The 20277-nt window shown below is 63.0% G+C and carries 13 protein-coding genes; 12 read left to right on the top strand and 1 reads right to left on the bottom strand.

Going from position 1 to position 20277, the window contains the following annotated elements:
- The first annotated feature begins 226 nt into the window (after positions 1-226).
- Both SPICUR_RS08430 and SPICUR_RS08425 read left to right on the top strand, forming a co-directional pair.
- Positions 227-1198, top strand: a complete 972-nt coding sequence (locus SPICUR_RS08430; RefSeq protein WP_023368020.1) for a ribonucleotide-diphosphate reductase subunit beta — start codon at positions 227-229, stop codon at positions 1196-1198.
- 23 nt (positions 1199-1221) lie between these two features.
- Positions 1222-2901 (top strand): ribonucleoside-diphosphate reductase subunit alpha, encoded by a 1680-nt coding sequence (locus tag SPICUR_RS08425; RefSeq protein ID WP_023368018.1) that lies wholly within the window; start codon positions 1222-1224, stop codon positions 2899-2901.
- Here SPICUR_RS08425 and SPICUR_RS08420 read toward each other — a convergent pair whose 3' ends face one another.
- On the bottom strand, positions 2902-4962 hold the full coding sequence (locus SPICUR_RS08420) for a putative bifunctional diguanylate cyclase/phosphodiesterase (protein ID WP_023368016.1): 2061 nt from the start codon (positions 4960-4962) through the stop codon (positions 2902-2904).
- 242 nt (positions 4963-5204) lie between these two features.
- Here SPICUR_RS08420 and SPICUR_RS08415 point away from each other — a divergent pair, with 242 nt between their 5' ends.
- The 10 genes from SPICUR_RS08415 to SPICUR_RS08365 all read left to right on the top strand — a co-directional run bounded on the left by SPICUR_RS08415 (position 5205) and on the right by SPICUR_RS08365 (position 20158).
- Positions 5205-6410 (top strand): glycosyltransferase, encoded by a 1206-nt coding sequence (locus tag SPICUR_RS08415; RefSeq protein ID WP_023368014.1) that lies wholly within the window; start codon positions 5205-5207, stop codon positions 6408-6410.
- Positions 6407-8140: a type I secretion system permease/ATPase gene (locus SPICUR_RS08410; RefSeq protein ID WP_023368012.1), complete on the top strand. Its 1734-nt coding sequence runs from the start codon at positions 6407-6409 to the stop codon at positions 8138-8140. Before SPICUR_RS08415 ends, SPICUR_RS08410 begins: the two co-directional genes overlap by 4 nt.
- Entirely contained in the window at positions 8137-9537 is a 1401-nt protein-coding gene (locus SPICUR_RS08405; RefSeq protein ID WP_051373254.1) for an HlyD family type I secretion periplasmic adaptor subunit, read from the top strand. Before SPICUR_RS08410 ends, SPICUR_RS08405 begins: the two co-directional genes overlap by 4 nt.
- A complete protein-coding gene (locus SPICUR_RS08400) occupies positions 9527-10945 on the top strand; it encodes a TolC family outer membrane protein (protein WP_023368008.1) in 1419 nt (472 codons plus the stop codon). The genes SPICUR_RS08405 and SPICUR_RS08400 overlap by 11 nt, the downstream gene beginning before the upstream one ends.
- Before the next feature lie 447 nt (positions 10946-11392).
- Entirely contained in the window at positions 11393-12385 is a 993-nt protein-coding gene (locus tag SPICUR_RS08390) for a glycosyltransferase family 4 protein (protein WP_158499841.1), read from the top strand.
- A gap of 114 nt (positions 12386-12499) precedes the next feature.
- Positions 12500-13252 (top strand): ABC transporter permease, encoded by a 753-nt coding sequence (locus SPICUR_RS08385; RefSeq protein WP_202951827.1) that lies wholly within the window; start codon positions 12500-12502, stop codon positions 13250-13252.
- Positions 13249-14478, top strand: coding sequence for an ABC transporter ATP-binding protein (locus SPICUR_RS08380; RefSeq protein ID WP_023368000.1), 1230 nt, complete (start codon positions 13249-13251; stop codon positions 14476-14478). Before SPICUR_RS08385 ends, SPICUR_RS08380 begins: the two co-directional genes overlap by 4 nt.
- Complete coding sequence (locus SPICUR_RS09610) at positions 14471-15709, top strand: class I SAM-dependent methyltransferase (RefSeq protein ID WP_023367998.1); 1239 nt, start codon at positions 14471-14473, stop codon at positions 15707-15709. The genes SPICUR_RS08380 and SPICUR_RS09610 overlap by 8 nt, the downstream gene beginning before the upstream one ends.
- Before the next feature lie 7 nt (positions 15710-15716).
- Positions 15717-19475, top strand: a complete 3759-nt coding sequence (locus SPICUR_RS08370; RefSeq protein WP_041381854.1) for a glycosyltransferase — start codon at positions 15717-15719, stop codon at positions 19473-19475.
- A complete protein-coding gene (locus SPICUR_RS08365; RefSeq protein ID WP_023367995.1) occupies positions 19472-20158 on the top strand; it encodes a class I SAM-dependent methyltransferase in 687 nt (228 codons plus the stop codon). The genes SPICUR_RS08370 and SPICUR_RS08365 overlap by 4 nt, the downstream gene beginning before the upstream one ends.
- Positions 20159-20277 lie beyond the last annotated feature (119 nt).

Here is a 20277-nt window from a genome sequence, read left to right as displayed (position 1 = left end):
AATCACTCCAACCCCTTAACCCGCCCCCGTCTCTCCCTTTCGTGCGGATCCATGCCTGTGCGCATGCTGTTCATGATCGCGCTTCCTTGTGCTATGTTGTACTTCCTTAGCCGGTAATACCCAATATGTAGTGCTTCAGCTTTTTCCTGTCGAAGAGGCATGGGTCGCCATTTCCCGGCATCCAGTGGCCGGCTTGGCCATTGAAGCGCGCAGCAAAGGAGTCGCAATGCTTTTCGAAGAACAGATCAGCCGCAAGCCTGACCTCTATCCGTGGACAAAGGAGTTCATCGATACGATCTGGGCGGGGTTCTGGACGCCGGATGAATTCAACTTCCGCAGCGATTACAGCCAGTTCAAGACCGACCTGACCCGGCAGGAGCAGGAGGTCGTGGTCCGGGCATTGTCCGCCATCGGGCAGATTGAAGTGGCGGTCAAAACCTTCTGGGCCGATCTGGGCAAGACGCTGCCCCATCCGAGCATCAACGACCTGGGGTATGCGATGGCCAATAGCGAGGTCATCCACAACATGGCCTACGAAAAGCTCCTCGACGTGCTGAATATGACCCACGTCTTCGAGGAGAACCTCAACGAGCCGGTCATCCGGGGCCGGATCGACTATCTCAAGAAGTACAACGAGAAGGTCTACGCCGATCAGCGTAAGCAGTTCATCTACGCGATCACCCTGTTCACGCTGTTCGTCGAGAACGTCAGCCTGTTCAGCCAGTTCTACATCATCCTGCACCTGAACCGTAACAAGGCGGTCCTCAAGGACGTCTCCCAGCAGGTCCAGTACACGATGAACGAGGAATCGGTGCACTCGAAGGTCGGCATTCGGCTGATTCAGGAGCTTCGGGCCGAGTACCCCGAGCTCTTTGACGCGGGCATGCGGGCGCGCATCGAGCATGAATGCCTGGAGTCGCTGAAAGCCGAGGATGGTGTGATCGACTGGATCATGGGCGACTACGCAGTCGAGGGGCTCGATGCCGATATCCTGAAGGCGTTCATCCGCAAGCGCATGAAGGAGTCGATCGATCAGATCGGTCTCGACAGCAGCGCGATCCACATCGACCAGGCACGGGTTGACCAGACGTTCTGGTTCGACGAGACGCTGCTCGGCTACAAGATGACGGACTTCTTCCAGAAAACGCCGGTGGAATACAGCAAGGGCCAGGGCGTCGACGCGGAAGACCTTTTCTAGGCATCAGGGACGATAACGGAATAATGGCATTCGAATGGTTGAACAAAGACGCCCGCACATTCCTCTCGCGCGGGTACATTCCCGAGGGGATGTCGGCGGAGGAGCGGATTCGGGAAATCGGTGACAAGGCCGAGGCGATCCTTGATATCGATGGCTTCTCGGAGACGTTCTACGACTATATGGGGCGGGGGTTCTATAGCCTGTCCTCGCCGATCTGGGCGAACTTCGGCAACGATCGCGGGCTGCCGATCTCTTGCAACGGCTCCTACATCGGCGACGAGATCGCGTCGATTCTCGAGAAGTCCGCCGAGATCGGGATGCAGACCAAGCACGGCGCGGGCACCAGTGGCTACTTTGGCGACATCCGTGGCCGCGGATCGGCGATCAACACCGGTGGCAAGGCCGATGGGCCCGTGCACTTCATGAATATCTTCGAGCAGATCACCGATGTCGTCTCGCAGGGCAATGTGCGGCGTGGGTCCTTTGCGGCGTATCTCGACATCGAGCACCCGGATATCGAGGAGTTCCTCGAGATTCGTGAGGTGGGCCACTCCATCCAGAACATGTCCATCGGCATCTGCGTATCGGATGCCTTCATGGAGGGGTTGATCGAGCAGGGTGAGGCCGTCAAGCGCGGCGACATGGCCGCGGCGGATGCGGGCAAGCTCAGGATCTGGGCGAAAGTGATGCGTAAGCGCAAGGAGTCGGGCTATCCCTACATCTTTTTCACCGACACCGTGAACCGCGCCCGCCCCAGGGCCCTGAAGGATCAGGACCGGAAGATCCATGCGAGCAATCTCTGCAGTGAGATCTGCCTGCCATCGGCCAGCGACGAGTCCTTCGTATGCAATCTCGCCTCAATGAATCTCGATACCTATGACGCGTGGCGGCACACCGACGCGGTGCGGGTGATGACCCTGTTCCTCGATGCGGTGATGTCCGATTACATCCGCAAGACCGGGCACCTGGCGCACATGGCATCGCCGCATCATTTCGCCAGACGCTGGCGCGCCATTGGCATCGGCCAGCTGGGCTGGCACACCTTCCTGCAGCGCAAGCGTGTCCCGTTCGAGTCGTTTGAGGCGGCCCGCCTGGCCTCGGAGATCAGTCAGCACATCGATGCGGCGTCGCTGGAGGCGAGTCAGGAAATGGCTCGCCACTATGGCGAGCCGGAGGGGCTGAGCGGTTATGGCGTCCGTAACCTGACACGGACCGCGATCGCTCCGACCACCTCGTCGAGCTTCATCCTCGGCCAGGTATCCCCTTCCATTGAGCCGCTGCGGAGCAATTACTTCGTCAAGGATCTTGCCAAGGGGCAGTTCACCTACAAGAACCCGCATCTCGAGTCGGTCCTTGAGTCTTACGGGTGCAATGATCAGACGACCTGGTTGGGCATTCTGCAAAGCGGTGGGTCGGTGCAGCACCTGGACTGCCTCAGCCAGGCCGAAAAGGCGGTCTTCAAGACCTTCGATGAAATCAGTCCACTGACGATCATCCAGCAGGCCGCCGCCCGTCAGACGCACATCGACCAGTCGCAGTCGCTCAACCTGCTGATCCCGCCGAGTGCCGAGGCGAAGGAGGTCAACCAGCTGATCATCGAGGCCTGGCGGCTGGGCGTGAAGACGCTCTACTATCAGCGCTCCTCGAATCCGTCCCAGGAACTGGTGCGCGATATCATGAGTTGTGGTGCCTGCGAGGCGTAATCAGGCCGGGTGGATGAACGCCTCGGCATCGCTCACCGGCAGCGGCCGACCGAAGTAGAAGCCCTGGAGGATGTCGCATCCCATCTCACGCAGCATCTCGACGTGGATGGCTTCCTCCACGCCCTCAGCGACGACCGACAGGCCGAGCTCGTGGGCAAGGTGGATGCAGGAGCGCACGATGCTGGCGTCCTGCTCGCTGGTGTGCATGTTGAATACAAATGAGCTGTCGATCTTGAGCTTGTCGACGGGCAGCTGTCGGAGGCGCATCAGCGATGAGTTGCCAGTGCCAAAGTCATCAATGGCAATGCTAAAGCCAAGCGCCCGCAGTGCCTGGAGGACGGATTGCGATGCCTGCAGATCATGCATGGCGACCGTCTCGGTGATCTCGAGCTCGATGTGGACCGGGTGCAGGTTGTCGTCGCGCACCGCCTGCTCGATGTAGGGGAGCAGGCCGGGGTCAGTGAGCTGTTCGGCGGAGAGATTGACCGCCATCCGCACGGGCCGGTCACTGCGCGCGTTCCAGGCCCGGCACTGGCGCTCGGCGGTTTCAAGCACCCAGCAGTCAGCCTGAGTGATGAGCCCTGTGGACTCAAGCACCGGTATGAACGTCGCTGGGCTCATGATGCCATGCTCGGGGTGGTTCCATCGCAGCAGTGCCTCGAAGCCCACCGTTTCCTCGCCCGCTGCATCCAGCTGCGGTTGATAGTAGAGCGTGAACTGATCCTCGGCCAGAGCGCGTCTCAAATCCTGCTCCAGGGCGATTTCCTGGATCACGCGGGCATTCATGTCGGCGGTGTAGAAGCAGTAGCTCTGATGGTTCTGCTCGTCGCCATTGCGCATCGCGACATTCGCGTTGGTGAGCAGCGTCGCGGCATCGGCGGCGTCGGTGGGATAGACCGCAATCCCCGGGACCGGCTCGGTATAGATCGCCTGAGCGTCGACCCAGATGGGCGCGACCAGCCTCTCCCGCACCGTCAGTGCGGTCTGGACTGCATCCCCATCCCGCCGCAGGTCAGTGACGATGAGCGCGAATTCGTCATCGCCCAGGCGGGCAACCGTGATGTCGCTGCCGAGGTGGCTGGTCAGCCGTTCGGCGGCAGCGCCCAGGAATCGGTCGGCATAGGGGCTGCCCATGCTCTCTTGAATGGCCTTGTAGCGCGTGAGCTTGAATACCAGCAGGCCCACGCGCTGCTGATGGACGTCGGCCTCAAGGATGGCCTCGGTCAGGCGCTCGAGCAGGGCATCACGGTTGGGTAGACCGGTGACGGGATCAAAGCGGGTGACATACTGCACCTGGGCCTCAGCCTGACGGATGTCAGTGATGTCCTGAATCGTGCCGATCCAGTAACCCTCACTGCCCGTGGGCTCGCCGCGCACGAGCACGACCCGCTCGCCATCGGCGTCGGTGAGCACGCGATGCTCCACGGTAAACGGTGTGCCGTCGCGAAGCGCCAGCTTGAAGCGGTCACGGATCGCGGTGCGGTCATCGGCGGGGATGCGGTCTGCGAGCCAGTTATCCGCGTTCGTCTCACCGAGACCCAGAAGTGTGCGCATCTCCACCGACCAGTGGAAGACGGCCATCTCCGGATCGTATTCCCAGTGCGCCACCCGAGCGACGCGCTGGGCTTGAGCCAGACGCGCCTGGTTGAGCTCAGACTCGGCGTATAGGCGCTGCATCCGCAGTGCGTAGCGCACGCGCCGGCGCAGTAGCGGCCAGTTGATCGGCTTGATGTTGAAGTCGGTTGCGCCGGCCTCGAAGGCGCGGTCGATGGAGTCGGTATCATCGAGCGCGGTCAGCATCAGCACGCCCGCCTCGCCAAAACCAGCCTTCTGCCGGATCGCTGCACAGGTCTCGAAGCCATTGATGCCCGGCATCAGTACGTCGAGGAGCACGATGAGCGCCGGGTGCTCCGCGAATCGCTCCAGTGCGCTCTCCCCATCGGCCGCCTCATGAACCTGGAACCCCTCGGTTTCGAGGAGTTTGACAAGCAGCATGCGGGTGACGGGATCGTCCTCAACGACCAGCGCCGGAGCCGGGGCGGAGGCTGTGCCGGTTGCCATCGTGGCGTGCATAGGTGTTCTCGGGTTCGGGCAGCAGTCGGTCACGGTTATAAAGCAGGCGGGTCATCAGCGTTGGCCTGTTGCCGAGCCATCTCGCGAAGGCCTGACGCTAGCATGCCAAACATGTGCAAAATAACGCTATTGGCGCAGGATTGCTACGACTGTGTGGGTGCGGATCGGCGAGCGGTCGTCGGAAAGTGATAGCCTTGTCAGCCATTAACGATCGGACGCCGACGCGGAATATGCGAGTCCTCCACACATTCAAGGTCTACAGTCTCGAGCGCGAGGGCGGGGTGCAGCGGGCCATCACCGCGTTGGCGGCTGGCATGCCCGAGGGAGATGTCGGGCACATCTTCTTCACACTCGCGAACGACGGGCCATGGACACTCCAGCCAGCGGATCCCAATCTCAGTGTGCACGCCGTCCGACGCACCGCCACCTGCTGCGCCACCGACTTCTCCCTGCATGCCCGCCGACCCTTCCGGGCGCTCGCCAGCGATGCGGACATCGTGCACTACCACTTGCCCTGGCCGTTCGTGCATCTGCTTGATCGCCAGGTGCCGCCGGGGGTTCCGCGCGTGGCGACCTATCATGCGGATATCTGCCGCAATCCGCTGCTAAAGCGCGTCTACGAACCGATGATGGAGCGCTTTCTGCGTCGGCTTGATGCGGTGATCGCGACCTCACCGGTCTATGCCCGGACAAGCCCCGTCCTGCAGCGTCTGCCCGAAGCGCTTGTCCAGGTCGCGCCGCTGGGGGTCGAGGTCCGTGATGACCGGGGTGTCGACGTCGAACAGGCGCGTGCCGAGCTCAGCGCCCGGCTGGGCGAGGGGTTCATGCTGTTCCTTGGCGCCACGCGTCGCTACAAGGGCGGACCGGTGGCCATTGAGGCGCTCAGGCACACCACGGCCACCCTGGTCATGGCCGGAGAGTGCGTGGACCGTGATGCGCTTGAAGCCCGTGCCCGCGCGTCTGGCGTTGCTGATCGGGTGGTCTTCCTCGATCGCGTGACCGAGGTGGAGAAATGGGCGCTGCTCGATCTCTGCCGGGCGATGGTCATGCCCTCGACCCTGCGCTCGGAGGCCTTTGGCCTGGCGCTGGTCGAGGCGGGGGTCGCCCGCCGGCCGGCCATCACCTGTGAGATCGGTACGGGGACCAGTTATGTCGTGCGCGATGGCGAGACCGGGCGGGTGGTGCCGCCGAACGATGCCCGTGCGCTGGGCGCGGCGATGGAACAGCTGCATACCGATCCGGCATTGGCGGCGGCGTTGGGTCGCGGCGGTCATGAGCGCTATCGCCAGCATTTCACCGCCGCGGCCTATGCCGGGCGTATGCGGCGAATCTATGATCAGGTCATTGGACAGCGCGGGCGGGCACCGGCATCATATTCGGTTAATTCGTCGTCCGATGACGACGGGACCGATCAGCGTGAAGAGGTTCACTCATGAAGGACGCCTCCCGGCAGGATGAGCCGGAAATAAAACGCATCCTGCGAACCGGCAAGTCGGGATTCGTGGCGGTGGGTGTGTTCAGTCTGTTCATCAACCTGCTCATGCTGGTCCAGCCGTTCTACATGCTCCAGGTCTTCGACCGGGTCCTGCGCTCGCGCAGCACCGAGACGCTGCTCTTCCTGAGTCTGGTGGTGCTGGGGCTTTTCATCCTCATGGGCATCCTCCAGTTCATCCGCTCGCGCATTCTGGTGCGCGTGGGCGTCGCCATGGATGAGCGCATCGGTGGGCGGCTATTCGATGTCATGTTCCGCAACTCGCTCCGCCAGCGCGGCAGTGGCAGTCCCCAGGCGATGGATGACCTCTCGAGCGTGCGCCAGTTCCTCACCGGGCCGGGCATTCTGGCGCTCTTCGATGCGCCGTGGACGCCGGTCTATCTGGGCGTCATGTTCCTGTTCCACCCCTGGCTCGGCATCTACGGCGTGGTCTGTACGCTGATCATCGGCGGCCTGACCTGGGCCAACGAGGCATTCACCAAGGCACCGCTCGCCAGTGCGAACGAGGCCAACCGCAACGCCCGGCGGTTCGCGGGGGATAACCTGCGCAATGCCGAGGTGATCCATGCGATGGGCATGGAGTCATCGATCCGCGAGCGCTGGCAGACCCGTCATGCGAGGACGATCAACGGCCAGGCCTTCGCGAGTGACCGGGCGGGTGTATTCAGTAATGCCAGTCGCGTGTTCCGCTTCATGGCCCAGGCGTTCGCCTATGGCCTGGGTGCGCTGCTGGTGCTGCAGGGCAGTATCAGCGGCGGCATGATCATCGCCTGTGCGATCCTGATTGGCCGGGCGCTGGCGCCGCTTGACCAGATCACCGGCGCCTGGCGGCAGATCCAGCAGGCCCGCGAGGGGTATGACCGCCTCAGCCAGCTCCTCGATGGTTATCCCGAACAGCCCCGCCAGACCTCGCTCCCGGCGCCCGAGGGTCGGCTCCAGCTGGCCAACGTCCTCGCCGCGCCGCCGGGGATCCGCACGCCGGTGCTACGGGGCGTGGGCTTTAATATCGAGCCGGGCGAGGGGCTCGGCGTCATCGGGCCGAGTGCGGCCGGCAAGTCATCACTGGTGCGGGTGATCCTGGGTGTCTGGCCGCTGCTCAACGGCTCGGTCCGGCTGAACGGGGCCGATATCGGTCAATACAACCGTGACGAGCTCGGCCCCTACATCGGTTATCTGCCGCAGGACATCGAGCTTTTCGAGGGCACGGTGTCGCAGAATATCGCGCGATTCGGCCGTGCCGAGGACGAGGCGGTCGTGGGCGCGGCTCAGCTGGCCGGCGCCCATGAGATGATCCTGCAGCTGCCGGATGGCTATGACACCTTTGTCGGCGTGGGCGGCAACACCCTCTCTGCCGGGCAGCGTCAGCGTGTGGGCTTGGCCCGGGCGCTGTTCGGCCACCCGCGGCTGGTGATCCTCGACGAGCCCAACTCCAACCTCGACGACGCGGGTGAGCAGGCGCTGACCGGCGCGGTGCAGCGGCTCAAGGCCGAGGGCGCCACTGTGGTGGTCGTCACCCACAAGCGCAGCATCCTGGCCCAGATGGATAAGCTCCTCGTGCTCCAGCAGGGCCAGGTGGCGGCCTTTGGCGAGCGCGATGACGTGCTCTCGCGTCTGCAGTCCAACACGGCCCAGCCCCTGCGGGTGGCGGGCAACCAGAATAAGGGGGCGCAGTGAAGTCGCTCATGGAACGCTTTCGGCGGCCGAGCGCTGAGGGTGAGCTGATTACCGCGCAGCCGGATCCCCGCCAGCGCGCGGCACAGGCGGATGGTACGCCGATCGCCTCGGGCAATTTCCGCCGCTACACCCTGATCGGCATCCTCGTGCTGGTGCTCGGATTCGGCGGTTTTCTGCTATGGGCGGGGACGGCCCCGCTCGCCGGCGCGGTGATCTCCAATGGTCAGGTGGTCATCGAGGGCTATCGCACAACGCTCCAGCATCTTGAGGGCGGCATCGTCGAGTCGCTGAACGTCGAAGAGGGCGATCAGGTGGAGCAGGGCGAGCTGTTGCTGGAGCTCGACGACACCCAGGCCCGCTCGGATCTGGCGGTCGTGGAGTCGCGGCTGATGACAGCGCTGGGGCGCCGGGCACGGCTGCGCGCCGAGCGCGATGGCGATGAGGCCATCGACTTTCCGGCGGCGCTGACCGATGCCGACGATCCCGGCAAGGCCGAGGAGATCATGGCCAACCAGCGCTCGCTGTTCGCCGCCCGCCGGCAGGCGCTGGAGACGGATCTGAGCCTGCGCGCGCAGCGGATCGAGGAGTTCGAGGAGCAGATCCGCGGGCTCAACGCCCGGCTTGATGCGGTGGATTCCCAGATCGCCTCGTTCAATGAAGAGGTGGACGAGTGGTCCGGGCTGGTCGAGGATCAGCTCTCCGACAAACAGTCGCTGCGCGAGGCGCGTCGGCGGCTCTATGAATACCGCGGCGAGCGCGGCCGGCTTGTCTCCGACATCGCCGGCATCCGCGCGCAGATCGCCAGCACCCGGATGGAGCGCAGCCTCCGTCAGGAGGAGTATGACCAGACGGTGGCGACCCGTCTGGGTGAGGTGCAGGCCGAGATTCTTGATGCCCGTGCCCGGGTGATCGCCCTGCGGGACAAGCTTCGGCGGACCACCGTGACCGCGCCGGTTGATGGCGCGGTGGTGGGGCTGCAGGTACACAGCGATGGCGGAGTGGTGAGTCCCGGCAATCCGCTGATGGACATCGTCCCGCGGCAGCGCACGCTCCTGGTGGACGCCCGGGTGCAGCCCGATGACATCGACGATGTCCAGGTCGGACAGGCGACGGATCTGAGCTTCCCGGCCCTGAACACGCTCTTTATCAATAACATCCAGGGTGATGTCGTCTCGGTGTCCGCCGATGCGCTGACCGACGAGCAGAATAACGAGAGCTACTATCTGGTCCGCATCCGCGTCAACGAGGCGGGGGTCGAGACGCTGCGCGCCGAGGATTTCCAGCTCGAGCCGGGCATGCCCGTGCAGGCGTTCATTAAAACGGGCTCGCGCAGCTTCCTTGGCTACCTGATCAAACCGTTCACCGAAATGGCCTCGAGGGCATTCCGTGAGAGCTAAGCCAATCGCATCCCGCACCGCGCTGATCGGCCTGCTGGCGTTGGGAAGCCCCGCTGCGGCCCTGGCCCAGTCCGGCAACGACGATGGGTCGTCCCCCTCGGTGGGCCTGTTCCGGGCCTATCAGGAGGCGCTCGAGTATGCGCCGGTGATTGATGAGCGCGAGGCGCTGCGCGAGGCGGGGGAAGAGGTGGTCGATCAGGCCAAGGCGCAGCGACTCCCCAACCTCTCACTCGATGCCCGCTATACCGACTCGCGCTATGAAACCAGTGATGTCCGTCTCAACCCCGAGACCGGCGCCCGCGAGCAGGTGATCGCCACCACGCGGGAGGACAGCTATAACTATGGGCTCAATCTGACCCAGCCGATCTATGACCGCAGCGTGTCCACCAACCTCGCCGAGTCGCGGGCGCGTCTATCGGTGGCGGATGCCGAATTCGAGGCGACCCGCCAGTCACTGGCCGCGCAGGTGGCGGAGGCCTATCTGCGGGTCCTGCGGGCCCGGGCCACCCGCTCACTGGCCGAGGCCGAGGCCGATGCCTATCGCGCCCGCTGGGACCAGATGGAAAGCCGCCTCGATCGTAACCTGGCCAGCCGGGTGGATGTCCTCGACGCGCGGGTCCGGTTCGAGACGGCGCTGAGCGATATCGCCCAGGCCAGCAATGAGCTGGATGCCGCCCGACTGGGGCTGGAGCGCCTCACCGGCCTGAACCCCGATGCGCTGCGCGCCGCCGAGCCCCAGTCGATGGCACTGTCTGAGTCCCCGACCGATGGCCGTGTCCGCGACTGGATGGAGCAGGCCGGACGCGCGAACCCCACCGTGGCGGTGGAGCGCGAGCGTCTCAACCAGGCGCGCGAGACCATTGATGTCCGCCAGGCCGAGCGTTTCCCGCGGGTCTCACTGGAGGCACGCTACAGCGACACCAACGCCACCGATCAGCTGATCCAGGGCACGGACGCCCGAGTACTGTTGCGGTTGCAGGTGCCGCTTTTCAGCGGTGGTGGCCTGACCGCCGGGGTGGACGAGGCCCGGGCCCGGCGCATGGCCCAGTCGGCGGCGCTGGAGGATGCCCGCCGTCAGGCGGTGATCGACACCCGGGCGGCCGTCAACGAGCTGCGCAATGCCCAGCGCCGCATCCAGGTCTCGCGTCAGGCGCTTGACACCGCCAAGGCGCAGGTCGAGGCCAGTGAGGAGGGCCTTGAAGTGGGGGTTCGCGACCTGGTCGAGGTGCTTGATGCCCGCGCGCAGTTATTCAGCATCCGCCGCGATCTGGCGGAAGCGGGGTATGACTACCTCATCGCCCAGGTGCGGCTGAAGACCACCACCGGCGAATTCCAGCCGACCGACCTGCGGGAACTCGATCAGCGGTATCTGGATGAGGTGGTGACGCTCCAGATCGGCGATGAATAACGGCGATAGAACGGCGCCCCATTCCAGATCCGTGCCGAGCGGTGTCAGGCTCCTTAGAACCCATCCCGAGTTGGATTATGACGCGCTTGAGCGCGAGATCGACCGCCGCTTAAACCGGTCGATCGGCGTCGGGCAACCGGATGCCGGCCCACCCAGCATCACGCAGTCAGCCGCAAAACCGTCACTCCTGCGCGGGGTCGTCTCGCGCCTGGTGGCCACTCGCTTCATGCGAGAGGAGCTCGCGGCTTATCCGCGGCTCTACCGAGGAGTTCGACGGCTCTATCACGCGGTGCGAAAGTCCCAGTGAAAAGCATCACCGCCATCCACCAGTTCTCCGTCTCCTGTTCGCCGGGCGATGGCATCAGCAACAGTATGTTGTTCATCCAGCGACTGCTGCGCGGGTGGGGCCTCGCATCCGAGATCTATGTCATGGACCGCCCTGAGTCGATGCGTGATGCGGTCAAGCTCTATGAAACCCTCGAGCCGACCCAAACCGATCTGCTGCTCATCCACCACGGTGGCGGCAACCCCGCGGCGCGCTGGCTGCACCGGCTCTCCTGCGCCAGGGTATTGGTTTACCACAACATTACGCCTGAGCGCTTCTTCCCGGCCGATGACCCCCTGCGGCAGACCCTCGCCTATGGCCGTGAGCAGCTGGTCGATTGGAAGCACGCGGTCAACGGGGCGATTGCCGTGTCTCCCCGGAACCACGCCGAACTCATGAAGGCGGGTTATCCACCGGAGAAAACTGCCACCATACCGCTCCTGGTCGACCTCGAGCGGTTTAGGAGAACACCCTCACCGGAGAGGCTGCAGCCGCAAAAAAACGCTCGGCAAATACTGTTTGTCGGCCGTTTGGTGCCGCATAAAAACCCACAGGGCCTTGTTGCCATGCTGGCGGAGCTGACCCATATAGCGGATCAGTCGGTGCGCCTCACGCTCGTGGGAGAGGGGAGTCGTACCGCGATCGCGGCGCTGCATGATCTGGCAGCACGGCTCGGCGTATCAAATCGGGTCGAGATCACCGGCAAGGTGAGTGATGAACACCTCTCAACGCTCTACGCTGGGGCCGATCTCTATGTGAGCATGAGCGAGCATGAGGGATTCGGCATGCCGCTTGTCGAGGCGATGATCCATGAAGTCCCGATCGTCGCCTATGCCGCGCCCGAGAGCAGCATTGTCGATACCGTCGACGGCGGAGGCTTGCTTCTTGATCGCGCCGATCCCGCCATCGTCGCGGCTACGGCGGCGGTCTTGCTGGACGACGCCGAGCTACAGGGGCAGTTGATCGAGGCCCAGAAACCTAGACTCGAGGCGCTCCAGCCCGACCGTCTTGAGCAACAACTGGTAGATTTCCTGCGATCGCTTGGAATGGCGCCGGAGACTGGCAAAGGGGTCAGCGCTGCGTACAATTCAGGGGATGAACAACGCAGTGACTGATTCTGATCGGGCCGACGTAGCCAGCGCCAATCAGCGGGTGACGGAATGACCGCACTCCATGCCCTAGAACCGCTCACGGCCAGAGTGAGGAATCTCTGGGCTTATCGGTACTTCGTGGCAAGCTCGGTCCGAAACGAACTGGTCTCGTCGCTGACACGTAGCCGCCTGGGTATCTTCTGGCTCTTTGCGCAGCCGCTGAGCCTGGTGATCATCTACACGCTGATCCTCTCCAATGTCCTCTCGGCCAAGCTGCCGGGTGTCGAAGGGCAGTACGCCTATGCCATTTACCTTACATCGGGGATTTTTGCCTGGACGCTGTTCAGCGACGGCGTCAGTCGGGGGACAGCGCTATTCATAGACAGCGCTGATCTCATGAAGAAGCTGAGTTTCCCGCGGGTGGCGCTGCCGGCCGTCATGTTGGGGACCATGATCGTTCAGAACTTCCTGTTCCTGCTGGTGGCCCTTGGGGTGTTCTTGCTGCTTGGGCATTCCTTCAGCTTTGCCATGCTCTGGGTGCCGGTGCTGATGATTCTGTTCGGAGGGTTCGGAGCCGGGATCGGGCTGGTCTGTGGGGCACTCAACGTCTTCATCCGTGATGTCGGCCAGTTGATTCCGATCCTGCTTCAGTTCGCCTTCTGGTTCACGCCCATTGTCTATCCAATCAAAATCATCCCGGAGTCCTATCAGGGGTTATATGACCTGAATATCATGTACTGGTTCGTCTCGGCCTATCACGACACTATCGTCTACGGCAGAGTCCCGGATGTAACTCATTTTCTGGTGATGGCCGTGGCCTGTCTGGTAGCTGTGCTGGTGGCGGGCTTTCTCTTCCGTCGCGCCTCCCCCGAGATGGTCGATATGCTATGAGCGAGATCCGGGTTAGAAACCTCAGCAAAGGCTTCCGGCAGTACAAGTCCGAGTGGCACCGGATCGCCAACTGGCTCTATATTAACCGCGCACCGGCAAAGACATTCTGGGCCGTACAGGATATTTTCATCGATGTGTCGCCGGGCGAGGCGGTCGGCATTATTGGCCGCAATGGCGCGGGTAAAAGCACGCTTCTGAAACTCCTTACCGGCACCATGACCCCTAGCACAGGCGAGATCCAGATCGGTGGTCGCGTCAGCGCTCTTCTGGAGCTCGGCATGGGGTTTGATCCGGAGCTCACCGGCCGGGAGAACGTCTATCATGCCTCCAGCCTGCAGGGCTTCGATCGCGGCCAGATCGATGAGCGTATCGATGCCATTGAGGCGTTCGCCGAGATCGGCACCTACTTTGATGCCCCGGTGCGCACCTACTCGAGCGGTATGCAGGTTCGCGTCGCGTTTGCCGTGGCCACGGCCTGGCGGCCGGATGTGCTGATCGTTGACGAAGCCCTGTCGGTCGGCGATACCTACTTCCAGGCGAAAAGCTTTGACCGTATCCGCGCGTTTCTCGCCGAAGGAACCACGTTGCTGCTGGTCTCCCATGACCGGGCCGCCGTGCAGGCGCTATGCAGTGTCGCTTATCTGCTGGAGGACGGACAGATTCGCACTCATGGCGACCCCAAGGCCGTTTTCGAGTACTACAACGCCACACTGAGCGAGCGCGATGGGGTAGCCACCGTCATCGAGCAGCAACCCGATGAATCCGGCGAGTTGGTGACCCGCTCCGGCGATGCATCGGCGCGGATCGAGTCTGTGCGCCTGGTCAACGATAACGACGTGGAAGTGGATCTGCTCCAGGTCGAACAGCGAGCCAGGCTGTGCATCACCGCCCGAGCGGTCCAGGACATCCCCGAGATGGTGATCGGGTTCGAGATCCGCGACCGGCTTGGGCAGCCGGTCTTCGGAACGAACAGCGCCTACAATGAAAAGGTGATCGAGGGGCTCCGCGCGGGGGCGACGGTGGCGGCGGATTTCGCATTCTCGGCCAATCTGGGCGAGGGCGGGTATGTGGTGAGTATTGCTCTGCATGCTGGTTTCGATCACACGCAGCGCTGCTATGACTGGTGGGATGGCGCGGTCAGTTTTGAGGTGGTGAATTCGGCCTTGCCGAAGTTCTCTGGCTCGGCCTGGCTCCCGACAGACATCACGGTGATGGTCGATGACTGATGCATCGCTTTTCTATCGCCGGTTCGAGGACCGATACCGCGGGTCGCGGGAACTGATCCTTGAGCGGCTTCGCGGTTATACCCCTTACCTGAAGGTCCTCAAGCGCCGACATGGGAAGGCCGCTCAGGCCCTGGATCTGGGGTGTGGCCGTGGCGAGTGGCTGGAAGTGCTTGGCGAGGTTGGGTTAGAGGGGCGCGGTGTCGATCTTGATGCCGGTATGCTCTCCGCCTGCGAGGAAAGGGGCTTCAACGCCGAATACGGCGACGCGATCGCCGCACTGCGGTCCTGTGAAGAGGGCTCGCTCGCGCTGGTTTCGGGGTTTCATATTGCCGAGCATCTTGAGTTTGATGTCCTTCGGGAGCTGATCGCCGAGGCCTACCGGGCGCTCGCGAGGGGCGGCATGCTGATCTTGGAGACGCCGAACCCCGAGAACCTTCGGGTAACGGCGGTGGATTTCTACATGGACCCCACCCACCAAAATCCACTGCCGCCGCGGCTGCTTGCCTTTGCTGTGGAATTCTATGGCTTTGATCCATGCCATATCCTGCGACTACAGGAGCCTAGCATTGCCCATGACGCCCCCTTTCCGTCGGCCTCCGAGATCTACAACTGCGCAAGCCCAGATTTTGCCGTCTTGGCAGGTAAAGGGTGGTCCGTGACGATGCGGGAGCGGATCGGAGCGGCCGCAGATCAACATGCCGGCATCACCGCCGAGTTGTTAATGCGTCGGCGCGACGCCGCGCAGCGTAGCCAGCGGCAGCAGGTTGATCAGCGCATAGACGGGCTGGCGTGCCAGGTGGAAGCTGATCGACTGGCTGCTCAGCAACAGTTCAGTTCACTCAAGATCGAGCTTCAGAAGCAGGAGCAGCTCTCGGAAGAGCTCGCAGGCCTCAGTGACCGATTGAACGCGCTCTACGACAGCCGTTCATGGAAGATCACCGCACCACTGCGTGCCACTAGCCAGCGGCTCAGGGTAGGTCGATCCAAGATCAAAGGGGTAATTCTCAGAATCATAAGTCAGCTGGCCCGCTCCGGGCGGCTTCGATCATTTCTGTACAGGCATGATCGGGTTGAGCGACGGGTGCGCCGAGTCATACGGGCGCTCGGCATTGAGCAGCGCCTTCGCGATGCGATCGCTGAACGGTCTTGCCATGCAATGACTAATAACAACGCCGGGATAGCGCGTCATGCGCAGTATGTCTCCAGACGCTTGAAAAGGAAATTTGAGTAGCAGACCAATGCGCATTCTGATTGACATGCAAGGAGATCAGACGGATAGCCACTACCGTGGCATTGGGCGGTTTGTCAGAGAGCTCGTGAGGGCGCTGCCCCCCCAATATCCCGAGCATCGCTTCATTCTCCATTTCGACACTTCGATGCCGGCTGCGGTATGTCGATGGCAAGAGAGTGCGCTGGCCGCCTTACCTAATGTCGAAATCTCCCGTTGGTCCATGCCGCACGGCGTTGACCGCCACATCTTCCACCATGATCGATGGCGGGAGATCGGGCAGCGCCTGTATGCGGCCGCGATTGAGCGAGCGGCGCCGGATATCATCCTTATCCCGTCTTTCTTCGAGTCGGAGGCGGTGGTCAATCTCTCGCATCTGGACCCCGCCATCCCGCGCGTGGTGTTAATGCACGATCTCATTCCGCTGATCGAACAGCGCGAATATCTCGACGCTTACCCCGAGACGAAGGCCGACTATCTCCGTCGTGTTGAAGAGGTGAAGAAAGCGGATCATCTCGTCTGTAACTCGGCCTTTACCGCCAGGGAGGCTATCCAATGGTTGGGAATCGAGGATTCACGCACTACACCGATCTGGGCGGATGCGGAGGCGCGCTTTCGGCCCGATGGAGATAGCGAGACGCAATCCAAAGCGCTGCTGAGGGCGCACGGCGTTGAGGGGCCTTTCGTGCTCCATACCGGCGCGGTGGACCCGCGCAAGAACGTGGATCTGCTCATCCGGGCCTTCGGGCGTCTGCCCGCTGCGGTCCAGGCGACCCAGCGGCTGGTGCTCGCCGGTCCCATCTCGGGCGCTGAGCGTGATGCCCTTGCCGCCTCCGCAAGGCGACACGGAGTGCCCGCCGATGCGCTCATCGTGTTGGGCCATGTCAGTGATGAGCTACTCGTTGCCCTCTACAACGGTTGTTCGGCGTTTGTTTTCCCCTCCCGTCATGAAGGCTTCGGGCTGCCGGCATTGGAGGCCATGCGCTGCGGTGCGCCCGTCCTCGCGGCCAACGCCACGAGCCTGGTCGAAGTGGTGGGTGACGAAGCGGCGCGGTTCGATCCGGATGATCCCCAGGCACTCGCCGAGAAGCTTGAGCGTGTCCTGACGGATGCGGCGTGGCGGGCAGAACGGCTGGCCGCGGCGCAGGAGCAGGCCAAGCGCTTTTCCTGGGATCGTGCGGCCGCCCTGACCATGAGTGTGTTCGAGCATCTCGTATCGGCCGAGGACAATCCACGGCGCGCGGACCCTGCCATGGTGTCCAACACCGGCGGTAAGCCACGGCTTGCATTCGTTTCGCCTCTGCCGCCCGCTCATACCGGGATCGCGAACTACAGCGAGGAGCTCCTCCCGGCGCTTGCTGAGCACTACGACATAACCCTGGTCACGGATGAGCCGCTGGTCAGTGACGCGCTGATCGAAGCATTCGGTCCACCGCTGGAGCCGGATGGCCTGCGCGAGGCGGCATCAGCATTCGACCGTGTTCTCTACCAGGTTGGGAATTCTCCGTTTCATAGCTTCATGGCCGATCTGATGGACGCGGTGCCCGGTGTGGTCGTGATGCATGATGCTTACATCGGGGGGCTCTGGTTTGGTGAGCCGGCGCAGTTCCAGGCCCCGATTGATGGCGCAGGGAAGGGTCCGCCTTGGGCGCAGGCGGTGCGTGTGTCGCACGGCATAGGCGCGGTGGCGGAAGCCCTCGGGATGCCCCGATCCGCGTTCATCGATCAATATCCTGCCAGCTGGCCGATCATCGAGCGGGCTCGTGGCGTGATCGTCCATTCCCGCCACGCCCGTGAACTCGTCGAGCGTCATTACACTTCAGACGCTACAAAGCACTGGGCGGTGATTCCGCATTTGCGGGCCCTGCCACAGGAGGCCGACTGCGATGCAGCCAGAGAGCGGCTCGGACTAGCGCCGGATGCGTTCATCATTGCAAGCTTTGGAATGGTTGCGCCGACCAAACGCTGCAAGACCCTCCTTGAGGCTTGGATGGACAGCAGGCTCGCCGGAGATCACCGTTGCCAGCTTATTTTCGCTGGGCCCCTGGATCTGGGCGAATACGGCGCCGCACTGACGGCGATGGCGTCATCGCCTGGGGCCGGCAACATACGCTTCACCGATCGCCTCACCGACGAGGCCTTCGCCGACTGGTTGGCGGCGGCGGATGTCGCGGTGCAGTTGCGCGGCGAGTCTCGGGGCGAGACCTCCGGTGCCGTTACCCACGCTATGGCCCATGGACTCCCCGTGCTGGTGAATACGCACGGGTCGATGGCGGAACTGCCTGACGACGCGGTCTATAAGATCGATGATCCGATTGAGTCGGATGCGCTGATACGGGCGCTGGAGGCCCTACACGACGACGCTGAGCCTCGCGAGCGCCTGGGTGCAGCGGCGAGGGCGCTGATCGCCACAGCCCATGCCCCAATCGCCTGCGCGGCGGAGTATGCCGAGGCGCTTGAGCGGGCCTATGCCCGAGACCGGGTCTCGGCGAATGGTCTGGTCGATGCGCTGGATGCCGAGGCCATCCAGCGCCTTGGCGCGGCAGATCAAGAGCACCTCGCCACCGCTATTGCGACGACCCTGCCAATGGGGAATCCGAGGCAGCGTCTGTTCATTGATGTAACGGCCACGGCGGCAAGCGATCGAGTGACCGGCGTCGAGCGGGTGGCCCAGCGCCTCGTGGAGTCCTGGCTTATCGACTCACCGGAGGGCTTTCGCATCGAGCCGGTGCGATTGGTGGAAAGCGAGGGCGACTGGTGCTACATGACTGCGATGGATTGGATGCGGCGCATTAACGGCGGTGATCTTGCCGGGCTGAGGGACGAGGTGGTGGACCCTGGGCCGGGCGATATCCTCGGCATTGTCGATATCAGTGGCCAGCAACTGGTGGCGGCGGTGGATAGCGGACTTCATCAGCAGCTGCGGGCCAATGGATGTCTGGTGTTTGCTGTCGTCCACGACATACTGCCGGTCACGCATCCCCATTGCTTCCCGCCGGGTGCCGATAAGACCCATCAGCGTTGGATGGAAGCGGTTTCCACCTTTGATGCGATCTTCGGCACCTCAAAAGCGGTCCGCGATACTGTCCGCGGATGGCTGGTGGAAAACCAGCCGGAGCGCGTTGAGGTCATCAAGACCGGCCACTTTGCGCTGGGAACGGATCATATCGCGACGAGTGAGATGGGGGACGAACCGCCACCCAATCTTGATCTGCCCACCGACCGCCGCCTTTTTATCACCGTGGGCACCATCGAGCCGCGCAAACGCCATCAACAGGTGCTGGACGCCTTCGAACATCGCTGGGCGGCCGGTTCGACGGATTGCCTGGTGATTGTGGGCAAAGAGGGCTGGCAGGAACTGCCGGATCGCCACCGACGGGATATCCCGGAGACGGTCAAGCGGCTGAGCGGCCACCCTGAACGCGGCCAGCGCCTGTTCTGGCTGGATGGACTGAACGATTCCGAGCTGGACGCGCTATACCATCAGGCCGATGGCCTGATCGCCGCCTCGGAGGACGAGGGCTACGGCCTGCCCCTGGTCGAGGCGGGAGCGCGGAGTGTTCCTATTCTTGCGCGCGATATTCCGGTCTTCCGCGAAGTGGCTCCTGCCCAGACCTGTTTTTTCCAGGGCCTCACCGGCGCCGCGCTCGCGACGGCGCTTGATGACTGGGCCCCACAGCGCGAGCGTGACGAATGTCCGGGTCAGAGTGAAGCTTCTGTGTCCTGGCGCGAGAGTGCGAAGCAGCTCTGGGCGCAGATCCGTTCATGATCGGCTGGCTGACCAATCGTCGTGCCGCGATGCATCGCCGTCGGGTATTCGAGGGAATCTACCGGCGGGGCCAGTGGGGGCAAGCACCCAACGGCGAGCGTGAGTCGGGGCGTGGCTCGCACGAGCCCGTCTTCGTGGACCAATACGTCGCCGCCGTGAACGAATTTCTGGCGAGCCTTACGAGCGTTGATCGCCTTGTCGATCTTGGCTGTGGCGATTTCAACGTCGGTCGGCACTTCACCGACCCGGCGCGTACATTCCTCGCCTGCGATGTCTCTGGCCTGATAATTCGCCAAAATCGTAGTCGCTACCGTGCTTTACCCGTTCGCTTTGAGCAGCGGGACATCGCCGCGTGCTCCTTACCCGCTGGGGATGTCGGTTTCCTGCGGCAAGTGCTCCAACATCTGCCGAACGATGACATCGCGAGTATCGTGAGGCGCATCAACGAGGCGCGGCCCTATCGCTGGCTGATCGTGACAGAGCATGTGCCTACTGGCGAGTGCTGGTCACCAAACGAGGATATGCCGGCGGGTGGTTCGACTCGGTTGCGGGTGAATAGTGGGGTGGAATTAGACGCGCCGCCATTTGGCTTAGCGTACCGTGACAGTCAGATGCTATGTGAGGTGCACGCTCCCGATGACGGTCGGGACGCAGCCGTTCGGACAGTGGCCTACCAGCTGTAACGGGTGATGATGTGGCTGTGGGTAATACCGTGACACTGCGGTGACACTGCTGCCGGGGGTGTTGAACCGATCGGTTTCATGAGGCATGATCAACCCAGATCCACTGGAGGCAGTGGAGA

Origin of the sequence: Spiribacter curvatus, from assembly GCF_000485905.1 — a bacterium.
Classification (GTDB): Bacteria; Pseudomonadota; Gammaproteobacteria; order Nitrococcales; family Nitrococcaceae; genus Spiribacter; species Spiribacter curvatus.
Note: the sequence above shows the minus strand (reverse complement) of the source record. Positions and strands in the feature narration are given on the sequence as shown.